This window comes from Thiocapsa sp. (assembly GCF_022340925.1).
GTDB lineage: Bacteria > Pseudomonadota > Gammaproteobacteria > Chromatiales > Chromatiaceae > Thiocapsa.
Genome location: NZ_JAJDNA010000025.1, coordinates 1 through 15,355 on the forward strand (window position 1 = coordinate 1; position 15,355 = coordinate 15,355).

Genomic DNA, 15,355 nt, shown 5'->3' on the forward strand with positions numbered 1-15,355 from the left:
TGCAGGCTATGGATCAGGACGAACCAGGGGCGGCCCTGGTAGCTCTCCTCGCGATAGTAGACTTCGGACGGCAATGGCTCGCGGCGCGCGAAGTCCAGCATGGCGTCCCGTGAGTGGGAGCCGATGAGCTGCAGCGCGTAACGGCGGTCCCCCACGAGCACGGTCCGGTCCGAGGCCGACGGAATCCGCTCAGGATCCGCCGCGCGCCCGGCATCCCTCGCTGGAGGACTCGTGCCATCAGGCCCCGCTTCTGCGGCCGCGACCCCCGGCGGGGTCTCCGAGGGGAGGGGCGGCTGCTCTGTGGCCGGTATCCGGTCGGGTGCCCGAGGCGGACTCGGTTCGTCCCCGTCTTCGCGCTGTGCGGCTCCGTCGAGGGCCTGATCCGGGACTGGTCGTACCGGCTCCGCCGGCATGGCGATGCCCTCTGCGGCGGCGTCGGGCTTGAGGTCCGGTCCTTGCCCGGGAGGCTGCTCGCCTTCCGGAGTCTCTCTGGACAGTGCCTCGACAGAGGCGCCGAGACTGGATAGCTGCTCCTGCAAGCGTGCGTTCTCTGGGCCGAGCGGTTTCAGCTCCTGGTATTGGAGGCGCAACTGGGCGAGGTCGTCCGACAGGCTGCGTCGCGCGGAATCCAGGTGACTGTATGCGAGCAGGAAGGCGCCCAGGAGCAAGGCGACGAGCAGCAGGAGCGCGCCGGCGGCGATCGACGCCTGGCGGCGCAATCTGGCCTCGATCTCGTCACGCTGGGTCTGCCAGGCTCGCTGGAGTCGATTGGTCGTGATCCGCCGGTCGTCGTCGACATCCGCGATCCGGGTCACGAGCGACGTCTCGATCTCCTGGATCCGGAGCTCCTGCCGGTCCACGGCATCCGCGAGCTCGGTGACGCGGTCGGCGGGCTCGGATGGTGCCGCCTGCGATTCCTCCGCGGGTCCGGTCACATCGGCGGGCCCGCCAAGGGCTTGCGAGGCGCTGCGGGCGCTCGTGACCTCAGGCTCGCGCCGAGCGGATCGGCCCGCGGGCGTCTGCTCTGAGGCGTCCGCCGCCGTGTCTGGCGGATGCGGTGGTTCCAGGTCGGGGGTCTTTTCCATCGTCGACGCTCTCGGTTCGGACCAGAGATTCGCCCTTATGATCCTCTGGATGCAAGTGAAGCCACCCAGGAAAACGCAGGGCCGATATCGGGGCAGCCGCGTGCGGGCTCGGCTCGGCAATGTCCCCCGACCCTGCGCCGGGTGTGTCCGCAACGCGGCGAAACAGGGCTGCGGGCTGGGTATATCATACCAGTCATGACAGACCGCGTTGGATCCGCACCATCATGAGTGAATCGAAGAAGGTAAAGGTTCTTTTTGTTTGCATGGGCAATATTTGCCGCTCTCCCACCGCCCACGGGGTCTTTCGACGGCTCGTCGTGGAGCAGGGGTTGTCACATCTGGTGGAGATCGATTCCGCGGGGACGCATGCCTATCACATCGGCGAGCCGCCGGACCGTCGGGCACGCCAGACGGCGCTCGAGCGGGGGATCGACATCGGTGATCTCCGCGCCCGTCTGGCCGAGCCGGCCGATTTCGATCGCTTCGACTATGTCCTGGCGATGGACCAGGACAACTATCGCAACCTGTCGCGACTCTGCCCGGAAGGGATGGAATCGAAGCTGCGGCTCTTCATGGATTTCGCGCCGGAGTTTGGCTTTCGGGAGGTGCCCGATCCCTACTATGGCGGGCAACGCGGCTTCGACCAGGTCTTTGATCTCGTCGAGGAGGCTGCTCGCGGACTCTTGGACGATCTCTCTCGGCGTTTTTTTTGAGCGTCGACGGTCTGGTCTCAAGCGGACGTGGTGCAACGGGCGCAGGCGACCTCGGATCGCTCGCTCGCCGAGGAGATCAATCCCGGGTGAGCATCCTCGCCCTTGCTCCGCATCCTCCTCGCCTCGGGCGCTTCAAGCCGGACCTTGCGCGCTCGAGCGGCTGTTCGCTTCCACATCCGCGTAGCTGGCGAAACGATTGAACGAGCGCAGGTCTCGCCGGAGATCGTCGGCGAGGCGAAGGTCGAGATCCTGAGGATGGATCCCGATGCGCAGCCATCCGTGGCCTGCGGCACGCCGACGGTTGATGTGATTCCAGCCTCGGATCAGGGCGGCACGTGCCGCGGTATCCGCCTCATACCCGATGAGCGGCAGCGGATGCAGGCGCCCGGTCTGGGCCGAGAGGATCCCGCGGAGCAGCTCGTAACGCTCGAACGGGAGTGATGCCAGCGCGGCTCGCGGGATGCTTCCCAGCGCCCAGGCAGGCGGGCAGTAGAGCGCCGGGTGACCGAGGGCTTGATCGACGAACCAGGCGTGACAGCGCTTGATCAAGCCATGGATGCCGACCCAGTCCAACGCTAGATGCTCCGCCACATTGCGCGAAATCAAGCCGGCGTGGATGCGATGGAAGACGCCGTTGATCCGCTCCACCCGGTGGATCCAGCCATGGCCTGCCAGCTCGTGTCCGCTCGTCTGAAGGCCGCGAAGCCGCTCGAGATCCTCAGGTGTCCAGCCGGCGCCCGGGACGACCAGCAAGGTGACCGGTGCGATCCCCTCGCTCTCGAGCAGTGTGAGGATCCGCTCGACCGAGGGTAAGGTCCCAGGCATGACGTCATGCACCGAGACCAACGCGCGGATTCGCTCAGCGCTGGGCATCGACCGAGCAGGCGTAGTCGCCGGACAAGACGGCGAGCCAATGATCGAGATTGCGGTCGTTGATCTCCCTGGCCGCCTCCCGCCCGATGCGGGCCTTGCGCTCCCGGAGTGCCGGATCCAGCTCACGCAGCCGGGCTAGCGCCTCGAACAGCTGCTCCCCCTCATGGATCTGGAACAGACCGCGCCTGAGCCGATCCCAGCTCAAGATGCCGCAGGCCGAGGAGACCAGCACCGGACGTGACCGCGCCATCGCCTCCAGAGCGATCGTGCCGAACGACTCGATCTTCGAGGGGAGCACCAAGGCATCCATGTCGTCGATCAGGCTCATGATCCGGCTTCGTCTGACCCAACCGGAATGGCCCAGGTTGGGAAGTCCCTCGCATTCGGCCTCGATCCAGGGGCGCAAGGGACCGTCGCCGACCACCATGAACTCGATGTCAGGCAGGCGGCGCGCCGCCTCCACGACGGCGTCCAGGTTCTTTTCCGGCGCGAGGCGGCCGGCGAAGAGGACGCGCTCCACACGCGGGCGGGGCGGTGCGGGGAGTTGCTCGAGAAACCTTCGTGGGATCGGGGTCGCCATGATATTGACGCGTGTTGCCCCGATCGAGCGGGCGATTGCGACCATGTCGGAGGAATTGGCGAGCACGAGCTGACTTTTGGTGAACAGCAGCCGGTGACAGGCACGCAGGTAGCCGTTGGCGATGCGGGCGCGGATCCCCCAATCCTGAAAGAGATCGGTCAGGGCCTCGAAGTGGGTATGGAAGCCGACCAGCAGGGCCGCCCCGCTGCGTCCGGCCAGGTGCATCCCTAGCATCCCGAAGGGTCCCGGTGTGGGAACGATGACGACATCGGGGCGCAGCCGATCCAGGCGTCGGCTGACCAGCGAAGGAGACGGCAAAACGATCTTTTGGGTGGGATCGCCGGGCAATGGAATGGTCAGGCCGCCGTACCAAGTCCCCGAACGATAGCGAGGGGCCAGCAATTCGACCCGAGCGCCGGCAGCCCTGAGATGATCGGCGAGATCGCGGTAGTAGGCGCCGACGCCATTGCGCTCGGGTGCCGCGTCAGAAACGATGGCGACACGCAGTGCTGCCGCTGGTTGCACGACTTCCCTAGCCCTGGTCTCCGCAGTGGATAGGTTCATCATGGCGCACAGGTTTCCTGGTTGACGGTGAGCCCTTGGAATCGCCACATGGCCTGGCCATTGGATCCGCCGACGCTGGATCGCCCGCGGTCCTCAATGCCCTTGATGCCAGCCGCGTGTAGACCGGTCCCAGGTCGCGATCGATACCCTCTCGGGAGAGTCCAAACTGTTCAAGGCTATAGCCGTGAGGGCTTTGGTATGCCCGTGCCTCGTGGGCGTGTCGGCCGATCGCCGCGCGGAATCCGGCGCTGATCGGCAGCCCGAATCGAGCATAGATGTCGAGCATCTGATGCATGAGATCTGACTGCAAGGTGCGCATGGTAACCCATACGCACCGACTTTCGGGCAATTCTGCCAGGGCCTGATCCAGGTTTTTGTAATAGAAACCCAGTTGCTCGGTCAAGCGGGTGCGGAAATCAGGCGACACCGAGAGGACATCGAAGAATGCGATGCCGGGCTCGAGCGAGCTGAGCTGGGAGGGCAGGGTCGCCTGCGGCTCGCGCAGGCAGACCAGGAAGCGTGCATCGGGGAAGCGAACGGCCAGGCTGCCGGCGAGGGGCGCGAAGGCCGCGTTTTTGGACAAAAGGCGCTTGTTCGGACCCGCGACGTAGAGGTGTTTCTGCAAACACCGGTAGTAGAAATCCATCAGGCGCTGTTGCTTTCCCTCAGGCATGTCGCGGTCGAACGCACCCACCCGCCAGAGCAGCTCGGAGTGCGGGAAAGGTAGGATCAGGATGAAGCTCGCCAGCACCGGCATCAGCGCGAAGTAGTCCTCCTCTGGGTCGCTCAGGCGCATCGGATGGACTGCATCGAGACCCTTGAAGGCCTGCCGCTCGATCCAGTCGAGCAGTCGCCCGAGGGGTCGGCCAACCTGCCGATCAAGGCGGCCGACGCCGTGCCAGAAGCGCCGCGCGGTGACTGAGGGCGCGAACAGGCATTCCCAGGTCGAGAAGGTCGTGAGCTGGGTATCTTCAGCGATCAGCCGATGCAGGTGGGTGGTCCCGCTGCGCGGCACGCCCAGCACGAACAGGGGTTCCCGGATCGCAACGCGCCGGTAACCTCGATAGAGGACCTCATCGAGCAGGAGTCCAACCCAGTGGATCCCGAGCGCCAGGGTGAAGAGCGGAATGAACCCGGCCATCACCAGCATGCGTCTGGCACTCGGTCGGGGGCTGCCGGCACCCGGGAAGAAGGTGCGATAGGCGAGCAGGAGCAGACCTGACCAACTCTCGAAAAACAGTCTGAGCATGTCGATGCCAATGGTGCGGCGCACTCGGAGCCGGTCGGACTCAGGATGAATCGGCTACGGAAACGGGAGAAGGGTCCATCCCGCCCCGGCTTGTCGCTCCATAGCGCCCACCATGCGCCTCAACACCGGAACAAAATGGCCTCGCTCCCCCACTCCCTCGCTGCGATCCCCCTCAGCCCGACAGGCTCCTAGGCCATGACCGTCATGCGCCCAGTGCGGGCTCACTCCGCGCAGCCCGCCACACGGCGAGACCGGATCGCCTGGCTGACCGTGGCGACCTCGCCCGCGCTGGGCGCTGACCGGTCAAGCGTCGCTTCAGGGGTCGCGTTGATCGGACCTCGGTGCGGACTCCGGATGCGAGTCCCTCGCGGTGGGCCCCTCCGACATCGTGCCTGGGCGGACATCTGACTGGGGGCCGGTGGGCCCATCGCTCGAAGACCAAGCGCCAACCGGCCGATGATCATGGGTGCCCTGTCCCGCCGAAGGCTCAATGGCCGCGAGGCGAGGTGGCTCGCCGCTCGGCGCTGGACGCGGCAGAAGGACCTGCGGGGCCGAGGTCTGCGGTGGCGGCCGCTCCGTGCTCGAGGGACCGGCTGGCTCCGGCTGGGCTTCAGCCTCCCCGGCGGCTCCCGGCCCCGTTCCATCTGCTCCCGAAGGACCCCCGGGTAGAGCCGCGGAAGGCTCCGCCCTCGCCTGCGTCGGCTGGACCTGGTCCGGGCCCTGCTCCGAAGGCTTCGACTCTTCGCGTGGATCCGGTCCGGTCGTGGATCGCCTCCGATTGCGGCCGCCACGCCGTCGTCGCGCGGACCGCGGTCGGTCGGGGGTCGGCGGCGCCTCTTCTCGGGTTTCCCGGGGCGCTGCATCCGTCGACGGCTCGCCCGGCCCGGCAACCGAGCCCCCCGGATGATCGCCGCCAGCTTCAATCGAGTCTGGCGGCCCCCCAGTGACGCTCGGGCTCGCCAGGAGCGGCCCGCCCTCCGGTCCCGATGATCGGACACCCTGATCGCGGTCTCCGGCGGTCTGCTCGGCGGGGTTGGGCCGAGCTTCCGGGCTCCCTCCGGAGATCTCGTCCGCTCGGGCATGGGCGACCCGACCCGCATCCCCACCCGCTCCCATTGCCTGGTCCGGACTGGCGGGTCCGCCCCCGCTGACGCTCGGGGGCTCGAGCTGGGGATCCCCGCCCCCGCCGGTTGCGGACTCGCGCGGCCCGGCGGCGGTCTCCTCGCGGTTCGGCTCGGGACCGACGGACAGGTCCGCTGAGCCGCGGTCGGTGTCGCCCGATCCGGCTCCACGGCGCCCGCGGCCGCGGGCGCCGCCGCGACGCGACCGTGTCTCCCCGCTGCGCCGCGTGCGGCTCTGCTCCTGCTCCTCGGTGTCGGTTCTCGTCACGCCGCCCGGCACGGCCTCCTGGCCGGCCGGCGCGGTTTCCGCTCGACCACGGCCGGCGACGGAGCGGGACTGGACGTCCTCGGTCGGTTGGGTGGGATGTCGCGGCTCGCTGCGTCCTCGCTCGCGGCGAGCCTCCTCGCGTCGCGCCGTCGGCGCTCTGCTCGGGGCGCGCTGCTCCTCCGCGGCGCCGTCGCCCGGCGATGCGGATCGTGGCTGGGCCGCGTCCGCGCGTCCGGTCCACTCCCGGGGGGGCGTCGAGACGCTGCTGGCATCGTGGTGGCGTGGCGCGAACAGACCGGTCCAGATCCGCTTGAGCAGACTCTCGGGCTCGCCGCGCTCCGGATCGCGCCGGTCCGGGGTCGCTGCTGACGGCGAAGGCGCTGACCGTTGCGGCATCGGTGTCGTCGGGGCGACCTGCTTGACCGCCGGCTCCTCGGCCTGGGCTGGCTGGCCGAGCTTGGCGTAGTAGGGTGCGCCTTGGGTCTCCGGCAGAGCGGTCAGCTCGTAGCTCGACTGGTCCTGGGGCAGCTTGGCGGCGTCTTGGGCGCGGATGCGCTCGATCTGGTAGTCCGGTGTCTCCAGGTGCTCGTTGGGAAGCAGCAAGACCTCGACACCCTGGCGTTGCTCGATCTCGAGGATCCCGCGGCGCTTCTCGTTCAGCAGAAAGGTGGCGACGCTGACCGGCAACTGCGCGACGATACGGTGCGTGTTCTCCTTCATCGCCTCCTCCTCGACGATCCGCAGGATGGAGAGCGCGAGGGACTCGACCCCGCGAATGGTCCCCTGACCCTTGCAGCGCGGGCAGACCTGCTGGCTCGACTCGCCAAGCGAGGGGCGCAGACGCTGACGCGACATCTCAAGGAGGCCGAAACGTGAGATGCGGGCGACCTGGACCCGTGCGCGGTCCTGCTTGAGTGCCTCGCGGAGCCGGTTCTCCACCTCGCGTTGGTTCTTCGGCGGCGTCATATCGATGAAATCGATGACGAACAGACCGCCGAGATCGCGCAGCCGCAATTGGCGCGCGATCTCGTCCGCCGCCTCCAGGTTGGTGTTCAGCGCGGTCTCCTCGATGTCCGCGCCCTTGGTCGCCCGCGCTGAGTTGATGTCGACAGAGGTCAGCGCTTCGGTGTGGTCGATGACGATGGAGCCGCCCGACGGCAAGCGCACCTCGCGCATGAAGGCCGACTCGATCTGGCTCTCGATCTGGTAGCGCGTGAACAGCGGCACCTCGTCCTGGTAGAGCTTGAGCTTCTTCAGGTTGCCGGGCATCACCTGGCCGATGAAGCTCTCGGCCCGCTCGAATACCGCGCGGTTGTCGATCAGGATCTCGCCGATGTCCGCGCGCAGGTAGTCGCGGATCGAGCGGATGATGACATCGCTCTCCTGGTAGATGAGGAAAGGGGCCTTGCGTTCCTCCGCCGAGGTCTCGATCGCCTTCCAGAGGTGGAGCAGATAGTCGAGGTCCCACTGCAGCTCTTCGACGTTCTTGCCGACGCCGGCGGTGCGCACGATCAGACCCATGTCCTCCGGAATCACCAGTTGGCTCATGGCGTCGCGCAGCTCGCTGCGATCCTGCCCCTCGATGCGACGCGACACCCCGCCGGCGCGGGGGTTGTTGGGCATGAGGACCAGATAGCGGCCGGCCAGCGAGACAAAGGTCGTGAGCGCGGCACCCTTGTTGCCGCGCTCCTCCTTGTCGATCTGAACCACCACCTCACGGCCCTCGCGGACCGCTTCCTTGATGTTGATCCGAGCGCCGGGCTTGACACTGTCGGGCTCGAAGTAGGCGCGGGCGATCTCCTTGAGCGGGAGGAAGCCATGGCGCTCGGCGCCATAGTCAACGAACGCGGCCTCGAGGCTGGGCTCGACCCGCGTGATGATGCCTTTGTAGATGTTGGCCTTTTTCTGCTCTCGGCCGGGAGATTCGATATCGAGGTTGTAGAGTTGTTGACCGTCTACGGTTGCCACACGCAACTCTTCTGGCTGAGTCGCGTTGATCAGCATGCGTTTCATAGAATTCGTTCTCGCACCGCGGCGCGTCTCCCGTCACGGGGACTGCTCGCCGCGCGCCCCGGCAGGACCGCGGCGGCTCGGCTTGGCGCCGTTCGGCCCCTTCTTCGCGGGCTGATGGCGTCGGCAGTGTCCGTTCGGTCGGCCCGCTGGCCGACCCCGATGGGCACGCGCGTTGTAATCGTCATGACGGGCGCCAGCATGGCGCCCGCACCGTGTCGGCTCCACCCCTTCGGGGGCAACCGCTTCGGAGCGGCGAGGTCGCAGCCGGCTGCGCTGATCTGCCAACGCCCGCGGCGTGCCGCGTTCTCGTCAGGGTGTAGAATGCGCGCGGACTCGACCTTGCGAGTCCGTGGCCCCAATCGAGTGTCCGCACGTCCGCCTGTCTGGGCATCGGATGCCGGCATTCGGCCCGAGACCGATCGAGGGGCGTGTGCACACTCGCCTCGGCGTCGAACCCGAACCTTGGATGCGCTTGCCGCTCCGGGGAAATTCGCGTCTTTCCGCTGGCCAGCGCAAGCTGATAATGTTACCAGCAAACCCTGTTTAGCATCAATTGAGCCATCCGGGCGCTCGGCCAGGTCTCTCGCCATTGAAAAGAATCGACCCTCTTTCCCCGCCCCGCTCCGCCGCGCGGAAGCACGGGGCTTGCGATCCTGATGCCGAAACGCCTCCCCCGCCCGAGGCGACCCGTGCGCGGGAGCTGCTGGTGGATGCCGAATCGGACGGACAGCGGATCGACAACTTCCTCCTGCGCCATCTCAAGGGCGTGCCCCGCAGCCACCTGTACCGAGTGATGCGCCGCGGCGAGGTGCGCGTCAACAAGGGTCGTGTCCAGGCCGGTCGGCGGCTGCATGCGGGAGACCTTGTCCGTATCCCGCCACTTCGTGCGGCGCGCCCCACGACGGCCCCGAAGGTGCCCGACTCGCGCCGCGACCCGCTCGCCGAGTCCGTGCTGTTCGAGGATGAGCGATTCCTGGTCATCGACAAGCCTGCGGGTCTTGCCGTGCATGGTGGGAGCGGCCTCAGCTACGGCCTGATCGAGGCGCTGCGTGCGCTTCGGCCAGGGCGTGAGCTCGAGTTGGTCCATCGCCTGGATCGCGACACCTCCGGCTGTATCCTCATCAGCAAGCGACGCAGCGCGTTGCGCGAGCTCCACGAGCTGATCCGGGAAGGGCACATGGACAAGCGTTATCTCGCGCTGGTCGTCGGCGATCTGGCGCGCTCGACGGTGACGGTCGATGCCCCGCTCAAGAGAAACGTCCTGCGTGGCGGCGAGCGCCTGGTCCAGGTGGATCGGAGCGAGGGGAAGCCGGCGCGTACCCTGTTCCGGCGTCTGCGCCATTTCGCATGCGATTGGGGCGGCGTGACCCTGGTCGAGGCCGAGCTGATCACCGGCCGCACCCATCAGATCCGGGCCCATGCCGCCCATCTGGGGTCCCCCCTGGCGGGCGATCCCAAGTATGGCGACGAGGGGGCCAATCGGCAGCTCAAGGGCCTGGGCCTGACGCGCTTGTTTTTGCATGCATCTGCCTTGACGTTTCGAACGCAAGACATGGCCCGACCCTTGCGCGTGGAGGCGCCCCTGCCCGATGATCTCGAACGCATTCTGTCCGCGCTGGAGACGGCCGCGTGACCTTTGAGCTCATCGTGTTCGACTGGGACGGAACCCTGATGGATTCCGAGGCGCGCATCGTCAACTGCCTCCAGGCCGCTTGTTGTGAGCTCGGGGTCCCGTCACCGCCGCACGCGTCCGCCCGTGATGTCATCGGGCTGGGGCTCGACGAGGCCGTCATGCAACTGCTGCCAGGCGCGGACTCGGCCACCCGGCGGGCCATCATGGGGCGATATCGACAGCACTTCCTCGAGACCGACCGCACCCCCTCGCTGCTCTTCCCCGGCGTCCGGGAGACCCTCGGGCGGCTGAGCGGCGAGGGCTATCGTCTGGCGGTGGCCACCGGGAAGGGGCGCGTCGGTCTCGACCGGGCGCTCGCCGACACCGGCTTGCGCGACCTCTTCCTGGCGACGCGCTGCGCCGACGAGACCCTCTCCAAACCCCATCCTCAAATGCTGCTCGAGCTGATGGACGAGCTGGGCGTGGATCCGGCGCAGACGCTGATGGTCGGGGACACCGAATACGACATGCAAATGGCCAGCAACGCCCGCACCCAGGCGCTGGCCGTCGCGTACGGCGTCCACGCCCCCGAACGGCTGATGCTGCACGGCCCGCTCGATTGTCTCGACACGCTCTCGGGGCTTCCCGAGTGGCTGGCGCGCAACGGCCGCCGTGACGGGGCCCGCAGCGACCGGCCTGACGGAGGGCAGCGATGAGCGCTGTCAGCGGACACCCAAGACCCACGGGGACACCGACAATCGAGACCCCACCTGATTCGGCCGACGCCCGCCGTTGCATGGAGTAAGAGATGAACTGGAGATTCTGGAACAAACGTCCGACCGAGATGCCCTCGCCGGATACGCCCGACTGGGAACGTGCGCTGCTCAACAAGCTCGCCCTCGAGCATCTGCGCGAGCAGCGACGCTCCCGCCGTTGGGGCGCCGTCTTCAAGGCACTGATCCTGCTTTACCTGATCGGGCTGCTGATCGCGGCCTACTCCCAGGATCTCATCGACCGGGTCTCGACCGCCGAAGAGCACACGGCCGTGATCGACGTCAAAGGGGTGATCTCCAGTGAGACCGATGCCAGCGCCGACCGCGTGATCACCGCCTTGCGCAATGCCTTCGAGGCAGAGCGGGTCAAGGGCATCATCCTCAGAATCAACAGCCCAGGCGGCAGCCCGGTTCAGGCGGGCTACATCTACGACGAGATCAAACGGCTCAAGGCGAAGTACAAGGACGAGCAGGACAAGGAGATGCCCGTGTATGCGGTGGCCGCGGATCTCTGCGCCTCGGGCGGCTACTACATCGCGGCCGCCGCCGACGGCATCTATGCCGACAAGGCGAGCCTGGTGGGCTCGATCGGGGTGCGCATCGGCAGCTTCGGTTTCAACGAGGCGATCGGCGAGCTCGGGATCGAGCGCCGTCTCCTCACCGCGGGCGAGAACAAGGGTATCCTCGATCCCTTCTCACCGCTCCCCGCGGACCAACGGGCCTTCATCCAGTCCGTCCTGGACGATCTCCATAGCCAGTTCATCGACGCGGTGCGGTCCGGTCGCGGAGACAAGCTCAAGGGTGGGGATGAGCTCTTCAGTGGGCTCTTCTGGAGTGGGCAGGAGGCCGTCGAGCTTGGTCTGGCCGACGCCCTGGGAAGCGCGAGCTCGGTGGCGCGGGATGTCATCGGGACCGAGAAGCTCGTCGACTACACGAAGAAGCGCGACCTCTTCGAGGAGTTTTCGAAACGCATCGGGGCGAGCCTCGCGTCCGGCATGCTGGAGGTCGTCGGCAGCGCCGGTCTGGGTCTGCCGCGCTGATCGCCGCAGACGAGGACGGCCAGGTTGAACACTTATCGTGTTAGTTCTATCCTGAGAGCCGACGATCTCGGCGCGACCGTGCTTAGACTGTGCGGCCGATCGAGATCCCGGCACACACGGGATGAGAGCAAAGACGATGCGCCAGACGACCGACGACGCCACAGCCTCCGTCTATTTCCTGACCCGGGACACCGAGCTGACGGCACAGCTGAGGCCGTACCTGACCGCTCAGCGGATCGGCCTCGAGGCCTTCCCGACACCCGCCCCGCTCCTGGCGTGCCTCGATCGGCAATCGGACGGCCTGCTGCTGGTCGACGCCGAGGTGCTGCCTCACCCGGAAGCGATCGCCTCGCTCCTGGGGCAGGCCGAGCACCGCCGGGGCGCAGCGATCCCAACGGCCTGGCTGGACCGACACCGGGACATGCGTCGACGACTCGCCGCCATGCGTGCCGGGGCCACGGCTCATCTTCAGGCACCGATGGATGCCGAGGCGCTGGCGGAACGTCTGCTGGACTTGCTGTTACCACGGCATCGCGGGCCCGAACGGATTCTGGTCGTTGACGATCAACCGGTCGCCGCGCTCTTCGCGTCCCGGGTCCTCGCGTCGGCCGGGATGGTCACCGACTGCGTCGGCGATCCGCTGGCGGTTCTCGACGCTCTGGAGGCCTTCCTACCGGATCTGGTCGTGATGGATCTGCACATGCCCGGCGCCACGGGTATCGAGCTGACGCGGATCATCCGCGAGCAGGAACGGTTTGCCGAGGTGCCGATCGTGTTTCTGTCCGCCGAGTTGGATGCAGAGCAACAATTGGCCGCCCTGCGCGTCGGTGGCGATGACTTCCTCGCCAAGCCCGTCGCCCCGGATCGTCTCGTCGCCTGCGTCAGACACGGGTTGCGGCGGGCCCGTGAGCGAGCGCGGCGCCAGGCCGGCAGCGAGCCTATTGATCCGCTCACCGGCCTGGTCAGTCGTGCGCGTCTGCTGCAGCGACTGGACCGGCTGATCGGACAGGGTGTCGGCGACGCCAAACGGCGCGCCTTGGTCTATCTCGATCTCGCCGGGGATGAGGACGCGCTCCTGCGACTGACCGCGGCCGCCGGCGAGCGGACCGGCCCACTGGATCTGGTCGCGCGCGTGGGTGAGCGGGCGCTGGCGATCCTGACCCGGCGGACGGAACCGGACGTGCTTGGCCAGGTCTGCGAGGAGGTGACCCGGGACCTGGTCGAGGGACTTCCGGACCTGCAGATCGGCGCCGGATGGTGCGCCTTCGCCGACGGCGGCGGGGACGCCGTGTCGCTGGTTTCGCGGGCGCGCAAGGCGGCGCGCTCGGCGCGTCACGCGGGGGATGGCCGGCTGATTCGTTACCGGCGCGCCGCCGTGACCGACGACCCGCACGAGCAGGCCCTGATTGGCGCCGCGATCGAGTCCGGGCAGCTGCGGCTTCTGTTCGAGCCGGTGGTCGTGCTGATCGGGACACCCGAGGCGCGCTACGAGATCACGCCGCGTCTGGCCGTGGCCACCGGAGAGCTGCTGCCACCCGGCGAGTTCGTGCCGGTCGCGCGGCGCCTGGGACTCGCCGAGCGCCTCGATCGCTGGCTCCTTGGATCAGGCCTCGATGCCCTCAAGGCACAGCGAGACGCGGGCCAGGCGGTTCAGCTCTTCCTGCATCAGTCCTGCGCCACCGTCTGCCGCGACGACTGGATCGCGCAGGTCCGTGAAGAGATCAATGCGCGGGACCTGTTCGGCTTGCGGCCCGTGCTGCAGCTTCAGATCGAGGAGACGGCGCAGCATCTGCAGACGGCGGTGGAGCGGGTCGGCCAATTGGCTCGACTCGGCATTCGTGTCTGCTTGAATGGCCTGGACACGAGCGCGACGGGGCAGCGGGTCCTGGAGGCCGTCCCGGCTGCCTTCGCGCGACTCACGCGCCCGGTCGCGCAGTCGCTCGACCCGGAGCCCTTGGCCGACCTGGTCAAGCAGGCGAAGGAGCGGGGCCTCACGGTGATCGCCGCCGGGGTCGATGCACCCGAGACCATCGCTCGGCTCTGCCGTGCCGGTGTCGATCTCCTCCAGGGTCCGTTCCTGCAGCCTGCGAGCCTGTGCATGGGCTACGACTTTGCCGGCGATGAGGTGGCGCACGGGCCTTGACCGGGATGCCGGGCCACAGACTACCAGGAGCCTGTCGGAACACGGGGGATCGAAGCGAGGGAGTGGGAGAGCGAGGCCATTGCGTTCCGGTTGTGCGGCGCAGAGTGGGGGCGATGTCACGACAAAGCGGGGCGAGACGGACCGTTCTCCCCCTTCCGTAGCCGATTCATCCTCAGTCCGACAGGCTCCTGGGCCGAGGCCCGCCCGAGGCACCGCGACCCGAGCGCCTTGGGAGACGCTGATCGATTGGCCATGCTGGTCAACCATCAGCAAGATAAGCGAAAACGCGGTTTCCGCTTTCCTTCATTATTCAGCCGCTGAGGCGGCCGAACATGGCGGGGCCTCCTGCCCCGCAAGGGGAGCGCTGAATGCTTCAGCGCTCCCCTTGAAGACACCAATCGCCCACTGCCGAGCGAGCGTTGAACGAAACCGGATTCCCGAGTCAAGCGGATCTCGACACCTGCCTGCTCCAAGACCGACACCGCCTCCGACAGCGTTTGCGCGGTCTGCGCCGTCGCGCCCGTGCCGGCGAGCCGCTCGAGCGGGGTCTGCTCGCGGTGTGGCAGGCCATCCGCGTCTCCCAGGCCATCCTCGAGCGCCGTCGTGCCGCCGTCCCCGAGGCGATCGTCTATCCCCCCGAGCTGCCGGTCAGCGAGCACCGTCAGGAGGTGGCCGAGCAGATCGCGGCCCACCCGGTCATCGTCCTCTGCGGCGAGACCGGCTCGGGCAAGTCGACCCAGTTGCCCAAGCTCTGTCTGGAGCTCGGGCGCGGGCTCGCCGGGCGGATCGGTCATACCCAGCCGCGACGCATCGCCGCACGCAGCCTGGCCAGCCGCGTCGCGCAGGAGCTGGGGGGCGCGCCCGGCGGCCTGGTCGGGGACAAGGTGCGCTTCCACGACCGGGTGCGTCCCGAGACCGCGATCAAGCTGATGACCGACGGCATCCTGCTCGCCGAGATCCAGCAGGACCGCCTCCTGACCGAATACGACACCCTGATCATCGACGAGGCCCACGAGCGCAGCCTCAACATCGATTTTCTGCTCTGCTATCTAAAGGACCTGCTTCCGCGCCGCCCGGATCTCAAGCTCGTCATCACCTCGGCGACCATCGACCCGCAGCGCTTCGCCGGGCACTTCGCCGACGCCCAAGGCCGACCGGCGCCCATCCTCGAGGTCTCGGTTCGCACCTATCCCGTGGAGGTCCGCTATCGCCCGCCGGAGGAGGCGTCCGCCGGTGAGCGCGACGAGGCGATGCAGCGGGCGATCTCGGAGGCGGTCGGTGAGCTGGCGCGCGCCGGGCGTGGCGACGTGCTGGTCTTCCT

General features: G+C 67.7%; 10 protein-coding genes and 1 pseudogene. 6 read left to right on the forward strand and 5 right to left on the reverse strand.

Annotated features, from left to right (window positions below):
* Positions 1 to 1,085 (reverse strand): annotated as a pseudogene (locus tag LJE61_RS03640) (hypothetical protein); the annotation flags it as partial.
* A gap of 224 nt (positions 1,086 to 1,309) precedes the next feature.
* Between LJE61_RS03640 and LJE61_RS03645 the strand changes: the two are divergent.
* The gene (locus LJE61_RS03645) at positions 1,310 to 1,798 is read left to right on the forward strand and encodes a low molecular weight protein-tyrosine-phosphatase (protein WP_296909880.1); all 489 of its coding nucleotides are present in this window, start codon (positions 1,310 to 1,312) and stop codon (positions 1,796 to 1,798) included.
* A 132-nt stretch (positions 1,799 to 1,930) separates the two neighbouring features.
* Here the strand turns inward: LJE61_RS03645 and LJE61_RS03650 are convergent, their stop codons facing one another.
* From LJE61_RS03650 to rne, 4 genes are all read right to left on the reverse strand, one after another.
* Positions 1,931 to 2,671, reverse strand: coding sequence for a polysaccharide deacetylase family protein (locus tag LJE61_RS03650; RefSeq protein WP_296909878.1), 741 nt, complete (start codon positions 2,669 to 2,671; stop codon positions 1,931 to 1,933).
* The gene (locus LJE61_RS03655) at positions 2,658 to 3,776 is read right to left on the reverse strand and encodes a glycosyltransferase (protein ID WP_363306144.1); all 1,119 of its coding nucleotides are present in this window, start codon (positions 3,774 to 3,776) and stop codon (positions 2,658 to 2,660) included. Before LJE61_RS03655 ends, LJE61_RS03650 begins: the two co-directional genes overlap by 14 nt.
* A gap of 7 nt (positions 3,777 to 3,783) precedes the next feature.
* Positions 3,784 to 5,064, reverse strand: coding sequence for a sulfotransferase (locus LJE61_RS03660; RefSeq protein WP_296917459.1), 1,281 nt, complete (start codon positions 5,062 to 5,064; stop codon positions 3,784 to 3,786).
* Positions 5,065 to 5,379: 315 nt separating this feature from the next.
* A complete protein-coding gene (gene rne, locus LJE61_RS03665) occupies positions 5,380 to 8,466 on the reverse strand; it encodes a ribonuclease E (protein WP_296917461.1) in 3,087 nt (1,028 codons plus the stop codon).
* 700 nt (positions 8,467 to 9,166) lie between these two features.
* Between rne and LJE61_RS03670 the strand changes: the two genes are divergently transcribed.
* From LJE61_RS03670 to LJE61_RS03690, 5 genes are all read left to right on the forward strand, one after another.
* Positions 9,167 to 10,099, forward strand: coding sequence for an RluA family pseudouridine synthase (locus LJE61_RS03670; RefSeq protein ID WP_519972931.1), 933 nt, complete (start codon positions 9,167 to 9,169; stop codon positions 10,097 to 10,099).
* Entirely contained in the window at positions 10,096 to 10,794 is a 699-nt protein-coding gene (locus LJE61_RS03675; RefSeq protein ID WP_296917465.1) for an HAD-IA family hydrolase, read from the forward strand. Before LJE61_RS03670 ends, LJE61_RS03675 begins: the two co-directional genes overlap by 4 nt.
* Positions 10,795 to 10,886: 92 nt before the next feature.
* A complete protein-coding gene (locus LJE61_RS03680; protein ID WP_296917467.1) occupies positions 10,887 to 11,891 on the forward strand; it encodes a S49 family peptidase in 1,005 nt (334 codons plus the stop codon).
* A 136-nt stretch (positions 11,892 to 12,027) separates the two neighbouring features.
* The gene (locus LJE61_RS03685) at positions 12,028 to 14,034 is read left to right on the forward strand and encodes an EAL domain-containing protein (RefSeq protein WP_296917470.1); all 2,007 of its coding nucleotides are present in this window, start codon (positions 12,028 to 12,030) and stop codon (positions 14,032 to 14,034) included.
* A 419-nt stretch (positions 14,035 to 14,453) separates the two neighbouring features.
* Positions 14,454 to 15,355, forward strand: a 902-nt coding sequence (locus LJE61_RS03690; RefSeq protein ID WP_367114903.1) for an AAA family ATPase, incomplete at its 3' end; no start/stop codon positions are given.